The 17657-nt window shown below is 58.4% G+C and carries 15 protein-coding genes and 1 pseudogene; 4 read left to right on the top strand and 12 right to left on the bottom strand.

The annotated features are described in order from the left end of the window. Nucleotides 1-868 precede the first annotated feature (868 nt). From ACVWW1_RS39850 to ACVWW1_RS39795, 12 genes are all read right to left on the bottom strand, one after another. Nucleotides 869-2176, bottom strand: a complete 1308-nt coding sequence (locus tag ACVWW1_RS39850; RefSeq protein WP_456659661.1) for an aspartate aminotransferase family protein — start codon at nucleotides 2174-2176, stop codon at nucleotides 869-871. Nucleotides 2177-2438: 262 nt separating this feature from the next. Beyond that, nucleotides 2439-3524: a branched-chain amino acid ABC transporter permease gene (locus ACVWW1_RS39845; RefSeq protein ID WP_456659660.1), complete on the bottom strand. Its 1086-nt coding sequence runs from the start codon at nucleotides 3522-3524 to the stop codon at nucleotides 2439-2441. Next, nucleotides 3524-4408 carry a branched-chain amino acid ABC transporter permease gene (locus ACVWW1_RS39840; protein WP_456659659.1) on the bottom strand — a complete coding sequence of 295 codons (885 nt, stop codon included), beginning with the start codon at nucleotides 4406-4408 and terminating at the stop codon, nucleotides 3524-3526. Before ACVWW1_RS39840 ends, ACVWW1_RS39845 begins: the two co-directional genes overlap by 1 nt. After that, nucleotides 4405-4716, bottom strand: coding sequence for an ATP-binding cassette domain-containing protein (locus tag ACVWW1_RS39835; RefSeq protein WP_456660782.1), 312 nt, complete (start codon nucleotides 4714-4716; stop codon nucleotides 4405-4407). Before ACVWW1_RS39835 ends, ACVWW1_RS39840 begins: the two co-directional genes overlap by 4 nt. Then, nucleotides 4640-5137 (bottom strand): ATP-binding cassette domain-containing protein, encoded by a 498-nt coding sequence (locus ACVWW1_RS39830; RefSeq protein WP_456659658.1) that lies wholly within the window; start codon nucleotides 5135-5137, stop codon nucleotides 4640-4642. Before ACVWW1_RS39830 ends, ACVWW1_RS39835 begins: the two co-directional genes overlap by 77 nt. Beyond that, on the bottom strand, nucleotides 5134-5889 hold the full coding sequence (locus ACVWW1_RS39825) for an ABC transporter ATP-binding protein (protein ID WP_456659657.1): 756 nt from the start codon (nucleotides 5887-5889) through the stop codon (nucleotides 5134-5136). Before ACVWW1_RS39825 ends, ACVWW1_RS39830 begins: the two co-directional genes overlap by 4 nt. Nucleotides 5890-5962: 73 nt before the next feature. Continuing rightward, complete coding sequence (locus ACVWW1_RS39820) at nucleotides 5963-7198, bottom strand: ABC transporter substrate-binding protein (RefSeq protein WP_456659656.1); 1236 nt, start codon at nucleotides 7196-7198, stop codon at nucleotides 5963-5965. Nucleotides 7199-7230: 32 nt separating this feature from the next. Continuing rightward, the gene (locus ACVWW1_RS39815) at nucleotides 7231-7683 is read right to left on the bottom strand and encodes a M20/M25/M40 family metallo-hydrolase (RefSeq protein ID WP_456659655.1); all 453 of its coding nucleotides are present in this window, start codon (nucleotides 7681-7683) and stop codon (nucleotides 7231-7233) included. Next, a complete protein-coding gene (locus tag ACVWW1_RS39810) occupies nucleotides 7592-8551 on the bottom strand; it encodes a M20 family metallopeptidase (protein WP_456659654.1) in 960 nt (319 codons plus the stop codon). The genes ACVWW1_RS39815 and ACVWW1_RS39810 overlap by 92 nt, the downstream gene beginning before the upstream one ends. 232 nt (nucleotides 8552-8783) lie before the next feature. Next, nucleotides 8784-9911: an ABC transporter substrate-binding protein gene (locus tag ACVWW1_RS39805; protein WP_456659653.1), complete on the bottom strand. Its 1128-nt coding sequence runs from the start codon at nucleotides 9909-9911 to the stop codon at nucleotides 8784-8786. A 130-nt stretch (nucleotides 9912-10041) separates the two neighbouring features. Next, nucleotides 10042-10707, bottom strand: coding sequence for an isochorismatase family cysteine hydrolase (locus ACVWW1_RS39800; RefSeq protein WP_456659652.1), 666 nt, complete (start codon nucleotides 10705-10707; stop codon nucleotides 10042-10044). Then, on the bottom strand, nucleotides 10694-11575 hold the full coding sequence (locus tag ACVWW1_RS39795; protein ID WP_456659651.1) for an N-formylglutamate amidohydrolase: 882 nt from the start codon (nucleotides 11573-11575) through the stop codon (nucleotides 10694-10696). The genes ACVWW1_RS39800 and ACVWW1_RS39795 overlap by 14 nt, the downstream gene beginning before the upstream one ends. A gap of 658 nt (nucleotides 11576-12233) precedes the next feature. Here ACVWW1_RS39795 and ACVWW1_RS39790 point away from each other — a divergent pair. The 4 genes and pseudogenes from ACVWW1_RS39790 to ACVWW1_RS39775 all read left to right on the top strand — a co-directional run bounded on the left by ACVWW1_RS39790 (nucleotide 12234) and on the right by ACVWW1_RS39775 (nucleotide 17362). Further along, the gene (locus ACVWW1_RS39790) at nucleotides 12234-13916 is read left to right on the top strand and encodes an AMP-binding protein (RefSeq protein ID WP_456659650.1); all 1683 of its coding nucleotides are present in this window, start codon (nucleotides 12234-12236) and stop codon (nucleotides 13914-13916) included. A 359-nt stretch (nucleotides 13917-14275) separates the two neighbouring features. Next, nucleotides 14276-14887, top strand: a complete 612-nt coding sequence (locus tag ACVWW1_RS39785; protein ID WP_456659649.1) for an enoyl-CoA hydratase-related protein — start codon at nucleotides 14276-14278, stop codon at nucleotides 14885-14887. 304 nt (nucleotides 14888-15191) lie between these two features. Further along, a complete protein-coding gene (locus ACVWW1_RS39780; protein ID WP_456659648.1) occupies nucleotides 15192-16061 on the top strand; it encodes a MurR/RpiR family transcriptional regulator in 870 nt (289 codons plus the stop codon). Continuing rightward, nucleotides 16051-17362, top strand: a pseudogene (locus ACVWW1_RS39775) (glutamine synthetase). The gene ACVWW1_RS39780 and the pseudogene ACVWW1_RS39775 overlap by 11 nt, the downstream one beginning before the upstream one ends. Nucleotides 17363-17657 lie beyond the last annotated feature (295 nt).

Below are 17657 nucleotides of genomic sequence, written 5' to 3'. Positions count from 1 at the left end.
GCGGAGTCAGTACTCCGATGCAATGAATCGGACGATGTTGGTGACTTCGCTCGGGATCGAACGCTGATAGTGCACGATGTTATCTGCACATTCGTTCGTCCGTGCGGAGACGTGCACGAAATGGGCGCCGTGCTGCTCGACGCAGGCAAGATTTCGACAGTCAGCGAGCATAACTTGGTGGGACTTGCACTATCCCGAAATGGAAGGGAGCGGCGGAAGACTATGCCCGGTGCGCGACAATGGCCAGAGCTTCGATAGATTGCGGCGCGAGACCGATGTGCGTGGGTTCTACGGCAATGGGCGTCGACAAATCACGCAGCAGTCTCGCCGAGACGCCGCGGTTTCAAGGCCCGGCGCACGTCCGCGACCTTCGGACTATTCCCCGATTGAGGATGCATGTAAGGTGCATCGAAGCGTCGATTTCCGGATAGGTTGGAATGGTTTGCCGGGTCAGATATCTGAGCAGCGCCGGACTTTCTCTTCGAAAGATGCTTGAGCGGGGTCTTTGAGCGTTATCACGTCCCTACCCCGCCGACGATCGAGAAGAAGATAAGCTCTCTGGTCCACCAACGCGCCGACGATGGCCTCATGGCCGTTTGTGATGCCGTATTCGAGAAGCGCGGCCACCACAAGGGCATGATGACCCATGCTGCCAACAACGCAACGAGGACGAGCGACACGACGCGCCAGCCAGGTACGCGCTCGATACCATCGAGCCAACTTAGATTCTGCCAACCACCCATAGCGCGTATCTTGCAACCTAATCTAGCTCACCGCAACCAGCGCGATCATTAAGCCGGCTCAAACGTTCAAACTGAGACACCGCCTTGGCGTCAAAGGTCCTAGATCCAATCCCCCCGAGCTTCGACTACCAGCCAGCGAAGGCTCCCGCCAGCGAGGGGTTCACTTTGCCCGCCTCGACGTCCGTAAGAGCCATGTCGAGCATTTCGACACCATGGTCGGCTTGCTCTCGCGTCAACGTCAATGGCGGGGTAAGCTCGAGCACGTTCGAGTTGACGCCAACATAGAACATCACCAATCCGTATTCGAAGGCGCGATAAACAGTCATTGCGGTCTGTCGTTTTGCCGGTGCCCTTGTAGTCCGGTCGGTGACCAGCTCTATTCCGATCGCCAGGCCCTGACCGCGGACGTCGCCAATCAACGGATGTCTCTGCTTCAAGGCCTGGAGACGGGAGAGCAACTGGCCCCCCACTCTGGCAGCATTTTCCGCCAGCCGATCGGTTTTGATGGCCTCAAGCACAGCCAACGCTGCGGCGGCGCAAACCGGATTTCCATGTAAGGTTTGAAAAGAGAAAGCTGGCGCAAAATTCATGATGGTTTCTGGCCCTGCGACGGCCGAGATCGGCAATCCGCCGCCAAGACCCTTCCCGAACACCACGATGTCGGGTTCGATACCATGATGCGCAAAGGCATGCAGCCGCCCGGTTCTGCCCAATCCGACTTTCACTTCGTCGCTGACGAGGAGGATTCCGTGCTTGCGGCAGCGCCGCTCGATTTCTGCAAAGAAGCCGGCTGGAGCAACCAGCATTCCGCCGTCGGACTGGATTGGCTCGATGAAGAAAGCGGCCACCTCTTGCGGAGGAACAGTACTCGCAAGAAGGCGATCGAGCTGAGCAAGCGCCTTTTCCGCGGATTCTTCGCCTTCGGCATAGCTGTTGGGATAAGGCACGAGTGTCAAGCCAGGTGCTTTCGGTATCGATTGCGATGGGTGACCGGAGACTGCGGCAGAGCCGGTGGTGCCACCATGATTGGCGCCCGAGAAGGAGATGATCCGGGGCCGGCCTGTCGCCGCAACCACAATGCGTGCGACGGTCTCATTGGCGTCCGAACCGGAATGGCCAAACCAGATCCTGCCCGCTGCGCGAGAGGGCACGAGCGAGAGGAGCTCTTCGGCCAGCTGCACTGTCGCTAGATTAGTGCTCGAAAGATAGCTTGCTCCGGCCTGGTTGGACAACGCGCGGTCAACCGCCACTCTTATGCGAGGATCGGAATGACCCAGGCTCGCAGCGCCCCAGGAAGCCGCAAAATCCAGAAGTTTCCTGCCATCATCTGTGATCAGCGTCGCGCCGGCGCCCCCTGTCACAGCCAGCGGATAGAAGCGCAGATGAGCCAGTTTCGAGATTGATTGGGCTTCACGTTCATACAAACGGGTCATGTCTCGTTCCTGAGTTCAATGCCGGAGATGGGCGCCGCTAATTTGCCTGGCGCGCGACCGAGCGCGTTGGTGACGTCTTGCAAAATCTGCGCTGCGGTGCCTCACCACGTTATGCCCCACGAGGTCATCAGGACAAAAGAGCCGGCCAATTCGCTTCAACCTGCTCCGGTCGATGCTGGGGCTAACCACGCGATTCAAATCGTCTCCCGGATCGGAGGCTTCAATCTCGCCCTCGCCCCGCTCCGAATGCGACTGCGGACGTTCAACGGACCCCGGAGTGACTGGCAGCTCCAGCCTCGTTCTCTTTATCAGTCGAAGTCGTCGGCGCTTGGTCTTTCGCAGCCATCAGGGGTTGCCGCGATCGCTTTTGATTTGCATCCTTTCCAAAACTTGCAGGCAGTGCGGAGGCAAGCCCCTTTGGAAAGAACAGCAGGACAACGATCATCGCCAAAGCAACCAGCATGAAGCGGCCTTCGGCGAAGTTGCTAATACTTGCGAGCCCTTCCGAGATGAGGGTCAGGAGGAGCGCAGCAAACAGCGGCCCATAGATGCTGGACGTGCCCCCGACAAGCACCATGCTCAAGATGAGCGACACGGTCGAGAAGTCGAAGATCTCCGGGGAGGCGACGCGGAGATAGATGACGTAGAAGCCGCCCGCCAGCCCCGCAAAGAACGCACTTGCCACGAGCGCCTTCAGGCGCTGCCGCGCAATCGGGATGCCGCGGGAGACGGCGTAGTCCTCGTTGTCGCGCAGCGCTTTGATCGAGAGGCCGAAATCGGAGCGCACCAGCCAGCGCAGACAAACGGTCGTGGTGACGAGGAGGGCAAAGGCGACATAGTAGTAACCGAGCTTGTAGTCGCGCAGGAAATTGTAGTTCGGTAGCCATATCGTCGGCACGCGCACCATGCCTTGCGTTCCGCCCGTGAGATTTGACTGATTGATCACCAGTTGCATCACGAGCTGACTGAATGCAAACGTGACCAGCACCACGTAGACGCCCTGTAGGCGCACGACGGGCAGAGCGACGATGGCAGCAGCCGCGGAGGCGGCAAACCCGCCGACGAGCATCGCAAGCCACGGATCAATTCCGAGAAGTTTTGCGGTCAGTCCAGTCGGGGCGTAAACCCCAACGCCGAAAAAGGCGACATGGGCAAAATTGAAGATGCCGGCATAGCCAAGACTGAGGTCCCAGCTCGCTGCGACAATCCCGTAGACGAAGGAGATGATGAAAAGATGTCGCAGATAGCTGTCTTGGACGAAGATCGGCACAAGGAGCCCTGCGACGAGCAGGACGCCAACCAGCCATATCTTGCTGTTGCGGATCTTGCCGTTGTGGAGGGCCATCATCAACGCACCACCTTTCCGAGGAGCCCCTGGGGCCGGACCAGCAGCACAAGGATGAGCAGGAGAAAGATCATTGAGGGTGCCCAATAGATGCCTACGAAAAACACGAGGGCCGCCTCGAGGATACCCATCAAATAGGCAGCGAGAACCGTCCCACCCAGCGAGCCAAGCCCGCCAAAGATCACGATGATCAATGCCTTGACGAGCGGATCGGAGCCGAATTCCGGAGTGAGCAGGCGGATCGAACCGAGAAGCACCCCTGTGAGCCCGGCAAGGACAGAAGAGAGGGCGAACGTAATGATAAAAAGACGAGAGACGTCGATGCCGATCAGCCTGGCGGCATCGGGGTTCTGGCCAACCGCGCGTATTCCGCGTCCTGTCCGCGAACGGTCGAGGAAAAGCCAAAGCGCTCCGAGCAACAACGGCGCCACGACAATGATGAGCGCCTCCTGCGCGGAAATCGTCGTTTGCCAGATTTGTACGTTACCCATCGCGATCGGAGCCAACTGCTTGAGCCTTGCCCCCCAGATCAGCTGGATCCCCTTCTGCATGAATATCATTGCGGCAAGGGTCGTCATGACGGTGATGAGCAGGATATCGCGATGGTCGTAGAACGGCCGAACAATGACCCGCTCGATCAGAATGCCCACTCCAATCATGATCGCTGCTGAAACGGCGATTGCCACACCCAATCCGAAATTGAGCCCGGCCGCGTCCGACACGGTCCAGGCGATATAGGCGCCGAGTGTCATCAGCACCCCATGAGCGAAATTGAAGATGCCAAGTGTCGTCCAAACCAGGGATAGTCCGCTCGCCATCAAGGCATAGCCCGAGCCGAGCACGATGCCGCTGACGAGAATGGCGCTAAGGATGTCGCTCGTGATCATGCGCCCTCCGACCCGAAATACATGTCCATGATTTCCTGATGGTCGACCTCTCCGCTCCGGTTGATTTCCCGGCTGATTTCGCCGTGGTCGACAAGGTACATGCGATCGACCAGGGACAGGATGAATGCGATATCCTGCTCGACGAGGAGAAGCGGAATGCCGCGCGACGATATTTCCGAGATTGCCTCGGCAAGCTCGTCCTTGAGCTTCGGAGACAGCCCAAGCGTTGGCTCATCCAGCATCAGCATGCGAGGCGCGCACATGAGCCCTGCGCCGATTGACAGCATCTGGCGCTCGCCGCCTGACAGCGTCTTGCATTGCTGCCGACGGCGCTCGGCAAGCCGGGGAAACAGCTTGAGCACATAGTCGAGATTTGTTTTCAGCTCCCTCCCGCGCGCGCGGCGTGAAGGCCGCAAGCTCAAGTGTCTCCATGATCTGCATGTCGGGAAAGAGGCGATTGGCCTGGGGCACGTGAATCAAGCCGCGCGCCACGATCTTTTGGGGCGCGAGTTGGTCGATCGGCTCCCCCATGAACCTGACATCTCCCGCTCGGGGGCGGATCACTCGCGAAATCGTATTGAGAAGCGTCGTCTTGCCGTGCCCATTGGGTCCAAAGAGCCCGACGCGCTCCCGCGGTCCGACGTGGAGGCTCATGCCGAGCAGCACATCGGAGGCATCGTAACCGGCGCGCAAGCCGACAATTTCGAGTGCGTTCGTATTGTTGCTCAAAGCCTCGCCTCCCGTTTGCCGAGATAGGCTTCGACGACCTCTGGGTTGCGTACCACCTCTGCCGGACTACCCGAGGCGATGATAGCGCCGTGATTGAGAATCATCAGGCGTTCGGACACGTTTAAAAGAAGCGGCAGAACGTGTTCGATGAGCACGACCGTGATGCCGCGTCGGTGCACGGTAAATATGAGGTCGGAGAGGCCAGATATCTCGGGCTTGGTGAGGCCGGCGGCAGGCTCATCGAGGAGAAGCACCTTGGGGCGGCCCGCGATTGCAGAAGCAATCATTAACTGCTTGCGCTCAAAGACCGAGAGGTCGGACGCGGCTTTCGCCCGTCGTTCAACCGCCAGCGACACGTCATCCAGCGCCTGCTCGGCGGCATCCTTCGCTTGCGTCGAGGTCATCTGGGCGCAATAAGCGGCACTTGCGTAAACGTTCTCTCGCGCGCTCAGCGTTGCAAACTCTGCATCCTTCTGGAAGGTGCGAAGGATGCCCGCGCGGCTGATCTGATGCGGGCTCAGCCGATGCATTGCCTTGCCGGAGAGGAGCACCTCGCCTTCGCTTGGGGGAAATGGTATCCCAGTGATGACGTTGAAGAGCGTGCTCTTGCCGCTGCCGTTCGGACCGGCAATACCGAAGATCTCGCCCTTGCGGACCGAGAAGGACACATTGTCGATAGCGACCAATGCGCCAAAGCGTCGGGTCACCTGGCGTATCTCGAGCAACGGCTTGTCATCCTTGAGTTCTAGCATCGTGTGCTCTTCGCTGGTCGCGGGTGGATCAATCGGCCACACAGCGATGCCGCGCGGCCGCAAGGCGGTAGCGCTATTGCCGCATCCATGGAGGCATACGGAACTCTCCGTCCGCATATTGCTTGGGGTAAAACAGAACCCGTTTGCCGTCCCAGATCTGGAAGAACTGAATTGGAATTGAGTTGTCGCCTTGGTCCGCAAGATGCGTCTTCGGATCGAAGGAGAGGCTACCACTTACGATCTGCTTGTGGGTGTCGCCAATGGCCTTGCCGATAGCGAGCCGCTTGGTCGGATCCCCCACCTTCGCCAGGGCGTCGGCATAGACCATGACCTCCTCGTAGAGCGCCGGCCCGTATGTGCCTGGTTCGTGGCCGTATTTGTCCTGATATTTCTTGATCACCTCGGCAGCCCGCGGGTTCGCAGGCGTGTCGAGCGTGCCGCCGAGTAGATTGTAGACGATACCAGTCGCCTGCTTGCCCGTCAGCTTCAGGAATTCGGGGACCGAAGGCGCATACTGGATGAAGACCAGGCTATCCGTCGGCTGCTCGAGGAACTGGGTCAGGAATTTCGCGGCGTTGCCCGGCTGATAGTCGGTATTGATGATGATGGCCGGATTATCCTGGCGGACTTTGGCAAGGAACGTTCGCCAGTTGTCGATCTCACCGAACGGCAGAAGGTCTGCCGACGTTACGGTCCAGCCGGCGCCTTCGAAGCTTTTCTTCAGCCCATTCATGATGGTCTTCGAATAGGGATTGTCCGAAGAGATCAGCGCCACCTTCGTATTCGGCAGCTTGAGCTTGCCAACTGCAAGAAGGCCCTTAACAACCGGGACCATGGCCGTATTGTACTCATCCAAGGACGGGGCCATTGACCAGACAGTCGGGAACTTGTCCGGATGGGGCGCAATGATGTCCCGCGTCTGAGCCGAATTCGCCCAGATCAGGTACGGCATATCCTGCTCCGCCATGGTCTCGATTTCGAAATTGCTGCCGCTGGCGTAGCCGGTGAGGATGGCGTTCAGGTCACGGTCACTCGCCAAACGTTCGATCGCGCTGGTCACGGCATCGGCGGACTGGTTCTGGGTGTCGCCCACGACCACCTGCAGCTTGTAGCCAGTCACCCCGCCGGCTGCATTGATTTCGTCAACGGCGAGCTTGGCACCATTGATCATTTCATTTCCGTCCGCAGCTGAATTTCCGGTCAGCGGCGCGAGGACACCGATCTTCGCGGTTTTGTCAGCACAATGGGCGGGCGTTGCGGCGGCCAAGGCAGCAACGACCAGACTTGTCCAAAGACTAGAAGCTTTCATGGTAGCAATCCCCTCTTTCACTGCACATGAGATCAATCTTTAATTCCGCACCAGTCGATGATTCCGGCCGCCAAGGTTTTGGTCGTCTCCTCTAAGGAGGCGATCTCGACGTACTCGTCGGCACCGTGGAAACCGTCGCCGGTTGGACCGCAGATCACACAATCAACTCCCGCCCCGGCGTAGTGCGCCGCGTCGACGACAGCAATCATCCCCGAGATCTTGGGTTTGCCGCCCAGTTGTGTTCGCCGTTGCCAGAGCGATTGCACAAGTGAATGGTCAGGTGCGGTATCCATGGGCGGGAAATGAAGGCCGCCGAGCTCCCATTGGACCCTGATCGGATTTTGCTGCAACCAAAGATCCTGCTGGCAGAAGTGATGGACGAACGCTTCGAACTCAGAGCGGATCTCTTCCTTGGTCTGGTGAGGCAGGAATTTGTAATCGAGGTCGATGACCGCCACATCCGGAATGATGGCGGGATTGGTCATGATGAGCGGCAAGCCATCCGGCCCAAGCCCCGCGCCGGCGCGCATCGCTCCGACATTGATCGTGTTCATACCGGGCGGCAGCAGTGGGTGCTGACGCATGCGGCACCTCGAAATATTCGAAATTCCTGAGCGCTTCCAGAAAACGGGTTGCGATATCGATCGCATTCACTGCCGGCCGCAGCCGATCAGGGGCGTCGCGCTGCGGCCAAATTTCGTTGTAGCGCCACGCCGAATGCCCCTGTCGGCCAGTAATCGTGATGCGGATCCATTCCAGACCGCCTTCGCAGATTTGGATATCGCCCTGAGTGAGTTCAGTGATGATCGCCGCCTTGGCAAGATAACCGCGCTTGACAGCGTCTATCGCGCCAAAGCCGCCAGCTTCCTCATCGACCACGGAATGGATGGCAAGACGACCCTCAAGTTCGATACCTGCCGCCTTGATGCCTCGAACGGCAGCAACGGCGGCCGCAACGCCGCTCTTCATGTCGACGGCGCCACGCCCGTAAAGCTTGCCACCCTTGATTTCGCCACCGAAGGGATCGACTGTCCAGGTGCCGCGCTCCCCCACAGGGACCACATCGATATGGCCGCACAACAGCAGGCTGCGGTCTTCGGAGCCGGCCAGCTGACCGACGATGTTCGGTCTGTCAGGGAAGACGTCCCACCGGTTGATCGACATGCCAAGCGACGTCAGCTCCAATTCAACCAGATCTTGGACGGCGCTCTCGCGGTTCTGGCTTGGATCATTGACGAACTTCGGGTTGACCGAGGGAATTCGCACTAACCTTTGAGTGAGCTCGGTCGTGTAACTCCGCTCGCGGTCGATCGCGCTCCAGGCGGCCTTCACTGCAGCATCTAAATTGCCCATTTGAAACCCCTCCCTTATTTCCAGCATAGATTATCGCTTCGTCATGGCAGCCAACGCGTGGCCGCCAGTCTCGTGGATCAGCATGCCGGGGTGGCCACGCGGTAACGCCGCGCGGCCGCAACGCTATTGCTTCATCCAGGGCGGCATGCGGAATTTGCCGTCGGCATGCTGCTGCGGAGAAAATAGGACCCGTTTGCCGTCCCAGACCTGGTAGAACTGGATCGGAAAACCATCATCGCTTTGGGACGGCAAGATGCGTCGCCGGATCGAAGGACAGCTTACCCTGCGCGGTCGGCTTATTGATCTCACCGATGGCTTTTCCGATAGCAAGCCGGTTCTTGGGGTCGCCGACCTTCTTCAAGGCGTCGGCGTAAAGCATGACCTCCTCGTAGACTGCGGGTCCGCTCGAGCCGGGCTCGTAGCCAAACTTGGCTTGAAACTTCGTATTGATTTCGGCCGTGCGAGGATTTTTGGGCAGCGTTCCACCGATGAGATTATAGATGACGCCCGTCCCCTTCTCGCCTGTTAGCTTGAGGAATTCCGGAATGTGCGGCGCATACTGGATGAACACCAGGCTATTGATCGGCTGCTCGAGAAACTGGGTCTGAAACTTCGCAGCGTTGTCCGCCCGCGGGTCTGTATTGATGACGACAGCCGGATTGTCTTGGCGAACCTTGACGAGAAACGTCCGCCAGTCGGCGATTTCGCCGGTCGGCAGAAGGTCGGAAGATGTGACCGTCCAGCCGTCGTCCTCTTCGAAGCTCCTCTTCAATCCGTTCATGATTGACTTCGAGTAAGGATTGTCGGTGGAGATCAGAGCCACCTTCTTGTTCGGCAGCTTCAATTTGCCGCTCTTTTCCAGGCTGTGAAGCACCGGAATCATTGCCGTCTTGTAGGCGTCGTAGGAAGCGTTCAACGACCATACGGTCGGAAACTTGTCCGGATGGGGCGCGATGATCGCGCGCGTTGAATCGGTGCTCCCGTAGAGCAGATACGGCATATCCTGCTCGGCCATCAACTCGATTTCAAAGTTGCTATAGTCTGCGAAACCGGTGACGATGGCATTCAGGTCAGGGTCCTTCGTAAGGCGCTGGACGGCGCTGGTTACCGAGTCCACTGACATGTTCTGCGTGTCGCCCACGACGACCTGGAGCTTGTAGCCGGCGACGCCACCGGCCGCATTGATTTCATCGACGGCGAGCTTGGCGCCGTCGACCATTTCGCTGCCATCTGCCGCGCTGCCACCAGCTAGCGGTGCAAGCACACCGATCTTGGCGACCTTCTCAGCCGCATGGGCGGGGCTCGTAGCAATAAGAGCGGCAAACCCCAGACTCAACCAAAGGCGACTAGAAATTTTCATGGTCGTATTTCCCTCTCCCTCACACACACGCCAAATTAGCTCAGCGAGTGCAATCGATGATTGCGATTGCCAGTCTTTTGATTCAGCCGGCTTCGCTTGAAACCCAAAGATTGAGCGACTCCCGCGCTCTCTACCTTGCCCGAATACCGTCGATTTCCTTGATCAGCGCTTCTGTTGGGACCTGACGGCAATAACCCTTGATTGCACGCAGAGTATTGTCATGCCGCTCCTGGCTATAGGTGGCGCAGGCATCTGGGACGAGCGTCACCAGATAGCCGAGGTCGCAGGCGTCCCGGACCGCAGACTCTACACACTGGTCAGTTGCGACCCCTGCGAGCACCAACTGCTTGACCCCGAGATTGCGCAGCAGGTAATCGATGTGGGTCGACACGAAGACGCTCGAAGAGGATTTCGGCAGCACGATTTCGTCATCGCCGGGCACTATCTCGTCGATAACCCTTCCGTCCCATGAGCCCTTCGCGACATTGAAGCCCGTGATCTTGTAATCGAGGCTGCGATCGCGACCATCCTTGGTGAGACTCTCGATCGTCGTGAAAAGTACTTCTATGCCCGCCGCACGAAACGCGGCCTGCAGCCGCTGCATGTTCGGTATGGCAACGCTGTTCAAGCGATCGAAATAATAGCCGTACTTGCCGGCTATCTCGGCGTCCGACACATCCTTGAACTCGCCGCCATCACGTCGCACGCAAAAGTTCTGCACGTCGATGAACAACAACGCCGACCGCTTCGGATTGAGCGGCACCTCGCGTGTCGTCGGGAATTCAGCCGTTGACATGCTTTTTCTCTCGCGCATCGATCAGCCCGTTGGCGATCAAGGTCGCCCATCTGTGCTGCCCCTCGGGATCGCTGATCAAATCATTACGAATTTCAAGCAGAAGGTGCGGCAAGCCGCGCGCCTCGCCGTGCACCGGGATCGTGTAGTCGCCCTCGTCGTCGACGACATACGGCTCGTTGCGCGCGCAGATCGTCGTCGGATTGCACTCCTGAAAGGAGCCGAGAAAACGCTCGGCAAAGCTACGGTCACGATTGGAGAGCACACCGAGTTGCCAAGGTCGCCCGGGTCCTCCTGCCAGCCGCGGCGTAAAGCTATGCACCGCGACCAACACCGCCGGCGAACCTGCCGTCGCGCGACGATCTAGAAAGACCGCCACTTCCCGATGGAATGGCTCGTGGATCGCCCCATAACGCTGCCGGCGCTGATATTCCGTAAGGTGCAAGTTGCCTGGCACGACCCTACCATCGCTCACCTCCGGAATGCAGCCTGGCGCGCTAAACGGACGATTGCAGTCGACGACGAGCCGGCTATAGCGCTGCAGGAAAAGCGGAGCATCGAGCCGATCTGCAAGGCGACGCGCCACAGCCTCGGCACCGATATCGTAGGCAATGTGCCTGAGCATTTCGGCCGCAGGCAGACCGAGATTTCCGAACCGTTGTGGGATAGCCGCGCCCGCGTGCTCGCAAACCAGCACAAAGTCAGCACGTCCGCCGGCATTGACGACCTCAACCGGGCGCGGGTCAGAAGGAGAAAGCACACTCGCGAAGGTCTCTGAATGCTGCAACACATCACCCAAGGCTGCTGCATGGCACCCATCACCACACTGCATGGTCGGATTGAACGAAATTTGGCGATCAAAGTCAAACAATTTTTTCTATTTGACATATTTTTTTCACGACCTATTGCTTGAACTAGGTTTTTTTGAAGCATGGAATTGCTCACGCTGGGCCTTATGACAGTGCAAGAGACATCCGCATGCTCCGTCCTGCGCTCGCCGATACTGAGCTGGAGTCTTTCGCGCCCAATTGGCGGTTCATCCATTCGGCGCTCTCCAGAAGTCAAGCAGTCGTGCGCCATCGATCACCCCAGTCATTAGGATCCAATTTGCTGGCCGTCAGGAGCCTCAGGGCCGGTTCACACGGAAGTGCCGAACGCTGTCGATGGCTTGCACGTACTCGTTCCCGCGCAGGCCTCTGCGCTAGACCGACTAGAAGGCATGCACGAGAGAGCAAGAGGCTCGCGCGGCCAGCGTTCACAATTCGCTTTGCCTGTTCACTCTATTTAAGGCGCAGCTTTGCGTTGGCAGAGAGACCCTTGCTCGATCGACGATGACGAGATGCACGAAAGACGCGGTGGTCACTTGAATGGCGCGCTCGTTAGCAAGAAGGATCTGCCGATGTGACGAACAAAACGATCGAGCTGACCGTTGGGCACTTCAGGAACAGCACAGTAACCGAAGGTCGCGCTTCGCCCGGAGAATAGATCGGGACAACGGCCTTCTTAAAACGCAAGCCAAAGGGGGAGTGATGCTCAAGCGTGGAAAAACCTTCGACGAGGTTCGAAGGTTGTTTCAGTGGAATATCCCTGATGACTACAATATCGGCGTGGATATATGCGACCGGTGGGCCGACAAAGAGCCCGGCCGCTTGGCGATCATCGACGTGGAGCCTGGAAAATCGACTCGCGAATATAGCTTTGCCGAGTTGAAGGCGATGTCGAGCCGACTGGCTAATGCCTTGAGAGGGTGCGGCATCGGGCGGCGTGCGGGAGAGATGGGCGACCGGGTGGCTGTTATGCTGCCTCAGCGCTTTGAGACAGCCGTGACGCATATCGCGCTCGCAAAACTCGGATGCATCTCGATCCCGCTATTTACGCTGTTTGGTCCCGATGCACTGCTACATCGTCTTTCAGATTCCGGCGCAAGAGCAATCGTGACGGACGCCTCCGGCGCTGAGCGACTTAAACTTCTGCTTGGGCGCCTGCCAGCGCTGGAGCTGATCATCAGTGTCGATGGCGCGATAGAACCGGCCAAGAGTTTCGCAGCACTGTGTGCCGCAGAATCAGATGAGTTCGAACCTGTAGCGACACGTGCGGACGATCCGGCAATTCTGATTTACACTTCAGGGACCACAGGAAATCCGAAAGGTGCTCTTCATGCGCACCGGGTTCTCCTGGGGCATCTTCCCGGAATCGAGATCAGCCATGACTTTCTCCCCCAGGAGGGAGACCGTTTCTGGACCCCGGCGGACTGGGCATGGATTGGCGGCCTGCTCGATGTGCTGATGCCGGCGCTTCATCATGGCATCCCGGTTGTTGCCTGCCGGTTTACGAAATTCACCGCAGAGGCAGCTTACGATCTCATCAAGACCTGCCGGATACGCAATGCATTTCTGCCTCCCACCGCCTTGAAGATGATGAAGCTCTTGTCGGACGCGGAAAAGCTTGATGGTCACCTCCGATCGGTGGCGAGCGGCGGCGAAACCCTGGGTGCAGAATTGATCAAATGGGGACGCGCCACACTAGGGGTCACGATCAACGAGTTCTACGGCCAGACCGAGTGCAACATGGTGGTTTCCTCCTGCGCGGCGCTGGAGGCACCTTTGCCGGGCAGAATGGGCCGACCCGTGCCCGGTCACATTGTTGATGTGATCGATGTTGTTACCGGCAGGCGCCAAGATGAAGAGACGGAGGGCGCCATCGCGGTTTTGTCCCCGGACCCCGTGATGTTCATCGGCTATTGGAACAATCCCGACGCGACGTGCGAGAAGTTCGTCGACGGGCCGGACGGGAAATGGCTCCTGACGGGTGACCTGGGAGTGCGCGATGCTGAGGGCCGGCTCCGTTTTGTCGGACGCAACGACGATGTCATTGGCTCGGCCGGATATAGAATTGGCCCTGCCGAAGTCGAGGATTGCCTGCTTGCGCACCAGGCGGTCCGTCTTGCCGGGGTCGTCGCTAAGCCTGATTCGCTGCGAGGTGCGGTCGTAGCCGCATATGTCGTGCTCAAGGACGGATATACCGGATCAGATGCTTTGGCTGACGATATTGCCGGCTTCGTCAAATCGCGGCTCGCGGCGCATGAATACCCGCGCGTTGTGCGATTTATCGATGATATGCCCATGACCACGACGGGGAAAATTGTTCGTACAGCCTTGCGGAAGATGGCCGAGGATGAGGCTGCAGCGGAGAGGCCTGCGGCAGGCAGTTGAGGCTACGGATGTATTGGAGCTCGCCCACTCCCGATGCTGTTGCGTCAATCCTGACGTCAGCCGCACGCGAGGTGACAGACCTTGAGTACTTCGGCCGGGTCTTGGCAGCGCCGAGTGAATCCGCAGCTTTGTTCAAGCGAACGAAGCAGCAAAACTGGCTGATGCAGAAGCAGAAGGGTGATCCATGGCGGGGGCAGATTCAGCTGAGACGGTTCTGTTTGAAACCTACGGAAAAATCGGGATTGTGTCGATCAACAGGCCGCATCGTCGCAACGCGTTAAACGCGCACACTTGCCGGCTTCTGCGCGAGGCCGTGAATAGGCTGGAAGGCGATCAGGAGCTCGCAGTCGGCGTCATTCGTGGAAACGGCGCCGTCTTTTTGTTCTGGCATGGACCTGCAGGCGTTCGTCGCCGGCGAAGCCGAAGAGATCTTGTTCGGAGAAGGTCACTTCGGTGGGCTTGTCAGTCGAGCACGAACCAAGCCATTGATCGCCGCTGTTCAGGGCGCGGCCATCGCTGGCGGATTTGAGCTCATGCTGGCTTGCGATCTCGCGGTTTCGACTGAAACCTGCCAGTTCGGGCTGCCGGAAGCCAAACGCGGTCTGGTCGCAGGCGCCGGCGGTGCATTCAGGTTGGGTGAGGTACTGCCGCGCGCGATCGCGAGCGAAATACTCCTTACGGGTGAACTCTTTGATGCCGCTCGCGCGTATCAATTGGGCCTTGTGAATCGCGTAGTCCCGGAGGTCAAATTAACGGACGTCGCAATGGATCTGGCCGAGACGGTTGCCCGCAATGCACCCCTCTCCATCCGAGCAAGCCTCGCCTTGCTCAAAGCTCCGAACGAACAGGGACAGGAGCGCCTGTGGGAGCTCAACGACAAGCTGCTAGGCAGGCTGATCGAATCCAACGACGCCACTGAAGGCGCTGTCGCTTTCACCAGCAAACGCAGGCCGATTTGGCGTGGCACCTAGCGCAAGTCGGAGACTGCCTTCGCTCCCGTCATCAGGTTGAGGACTGCTCGGCAGCATACTTTTTTCCGTCGGAAACGATGCTCTTTCGGTCCAAGACGACGCTATGTTGCACCGCACGCGATGAATGTTCGATTTAGCGTCCGTTGATAAAGGCGCTTCGATCGGCATTGGTCCCCCTCCTCCGGCGAGGCGTCCGGGCAAGAGAAATTTATTGATCAGATATACTGTAAATTTTTCATTTGACATATTTTTTTCATATCCGTATCTCCTAGAGTGAAGCGTTCCCCAAATCCGGTAAGGTGGCATGATAGTCCGAGAGACAATCAGGCGTGAAAGCGCCAATCTAACGGTCAGTGAACGTAAGATCGGGGATGCGGTGCTGGCAGACTATCCGTTCGGCGCTCTCCAGACGATCCAGGAGCTGGCCGAACGCACGGGCGTCAGCGCGCCGTCGATCACACGCTTCGTCAGCAAAATCGGCTTCGCCGGCTATCAAGAGTTTCAGCGCCAACTCATAGCAGAACTCCGGGAAGCCCGAAGCTCGCCGCTGGAGCTCAAGGCAACAGAAAAGCTAGGCAGCGCAAAGACCTTTTTAGCCGACTACGCGCACCGTGCCGCCGGACGCATACACGAGATGAGCGGGAGCGTACCGCAAGAACAGTTCGATCGCATCCTGGCGCTCATCGCTGATCCCTCTCGGTCAATTTTCATGCTTGGCGGACGCGTGAGTGACAGCCTTGCCGGATTTCTATCGGTCCACCTTAAGCAGATTCGATCGAAGGTTTATCATCTTCCACCAAACCCGGAGCACTGGCCGGACTTGCTGCTTTCGATCCGCAAGCAAGATGTCGTGATCTTGTTCGATTTTCGCCGCTACCAGCGCGACCTGGAAACACTTGCGGAGATCGTTGCAAAAGAGTGTCGACCGTCGATCGTGCTGATCACGGATAAATGGATGTCGCCAATCGCGCGTCACAGCGACCACGTCATCGCTCTGCCGATCGAAATTGAAACAGCGTGGGACACGCTCGTCTGCGCCGTCGCTTTCGTCGAAGCGTTGATGGTCAAGGTATCTGAAACGAACTGGCACACGACGAAAAAGCGTCTCGAGGCCTGGGATCGGCTTCGCCTGGTGTCGCCGGGCAAGGCGTTGGGGGACAAAGATGATCTCTGAGGAAATGATTGTTGCCTGTTGTACCGATCTTGCGGGCAAGGTCCGCGGGAAAGCATTTCCAGCGACGCAATTCGACAAGCGGACGAAGCGCGGAATCGGCTGGACGCCGACGAACGTGCAGATCACCTGTTTTGACGCTATCGCTGAAAGCCCTTTCGGTTCGCTTGGCGACCTCGTCCTCATTCCTGATGGAACTGCAAGGGTGCGGGTCGACCTTGGTGATGGCACACCGGTCGAGCACTTCGCATTGGGTGATATTCGCCACACTGACGGCCGACCGTGGGAATACTGCACCCGTTCGATCCTCAAGGGCGCTCTCGATCGTCTGGATCGCGTTGCCGGCCTGACCCTGTTCGGCGCTTTCGAACACGAATTCCAGTTTCGGAATGCCGCGAGTCTCATTGGAGACGCGTACAGCTTAAACGGCTTCCGTGCCGAGCGGCGTCTGGCTGAGACGCTTGTAGCAGCGATGCGCGCAGCAGGGCTGGAGCCAGACACCTTCATGAAAGAGTTTGGCGCCGGGCAGTATGAAGTCACGATGGGACCATCGCGGGGGATTGCGATTGCGGATCAGTCGACGATCGTACGCGAGCTCGTGCGTCTGGTTGTGAATGCTTCCGGCAAGGAGGTTACGTTCACACCCATCCGCAATCCAGCAGGCGTGGGCAACGGGGTGCATATTCACCTCAGCTTCCTCAATGGCGACGAACCGGCGACCTGGGATCCGAACGGGAAAACATGAGCTTTCCAAGACGGCTGGCCAATTCATCGCCGGTATTCTCAAGTATCTCGATGCGATCGTCGCGATCACGGCGCCGAGCGTCGTGTCGTACCTTCGGCTGACACCGCACCGCTGGAGCGCCGCCTTCAATAATCTCGGCTTCCGTGACCGTGAAGCTTCCGTTCGCATCTGCCCCGTCTCTGATCTGAGCGATGTTTCCAAAGCCGCCCAGTTCAATTTCGAGTTCCGTGCTGCCGACGCAGCGGCAAGTCCACATTTGCAACTTGCAGCGATCGTACACGCTGGCTGCCAAGGCATTGAAGATGGGTTACCGATACCGGATGCAACAAGCGAGGACCTTTCTCTTCTTGATCCAGAGGTCCTGGCGGCGCGTGGCCTTGTTCGCCTGCCGAAATCATTGCCGGAGGCTCTCGATCAATTGCTGGCGAACCCGACGGTGATCGGGTGGTTTCCTCCGGGGTTCGGTGACACTTACGCAAAGCACAAGATGGGTGAGATGGCATTCCTCAAGGGAAAACCTCAAGAAGACATCTGCAGCTTGTACGAGCAGGTCTATTGAAAAACAGAACGTCCGGGACCAATTTCCTCAGCCCCGAGCAGAGGTGATTGCTGAAGCCGAAACTATCCTTGGTGCTGAAATTATGGCGTAACAATTCTCCGGAGGCGTGTGGAGCATGAAGCTCATCCGGTTTGCCAACATGCGCCAGATGCCCCCCGGTCAAACCATTCGCGGCCGCGATCTGGGCGCAAATTTCAAAAGCGCGCTTGAACTTGAGGCATCGCTCGTACGCCGCAAAAGGTGCCAGCGGCTTAGCGTAATTTACCCGCGTTGTCGTGGATCCCGTGAGATCGGT

Source organism: Bradyrhizobium sp. JR3.5, from assembly GCF_054057015.1.
The sequence above is the reverse complement of the archived record's forward strand: the minus strand, read 5'-3'. Positions and strand labels throughout refer to the sequence as shown.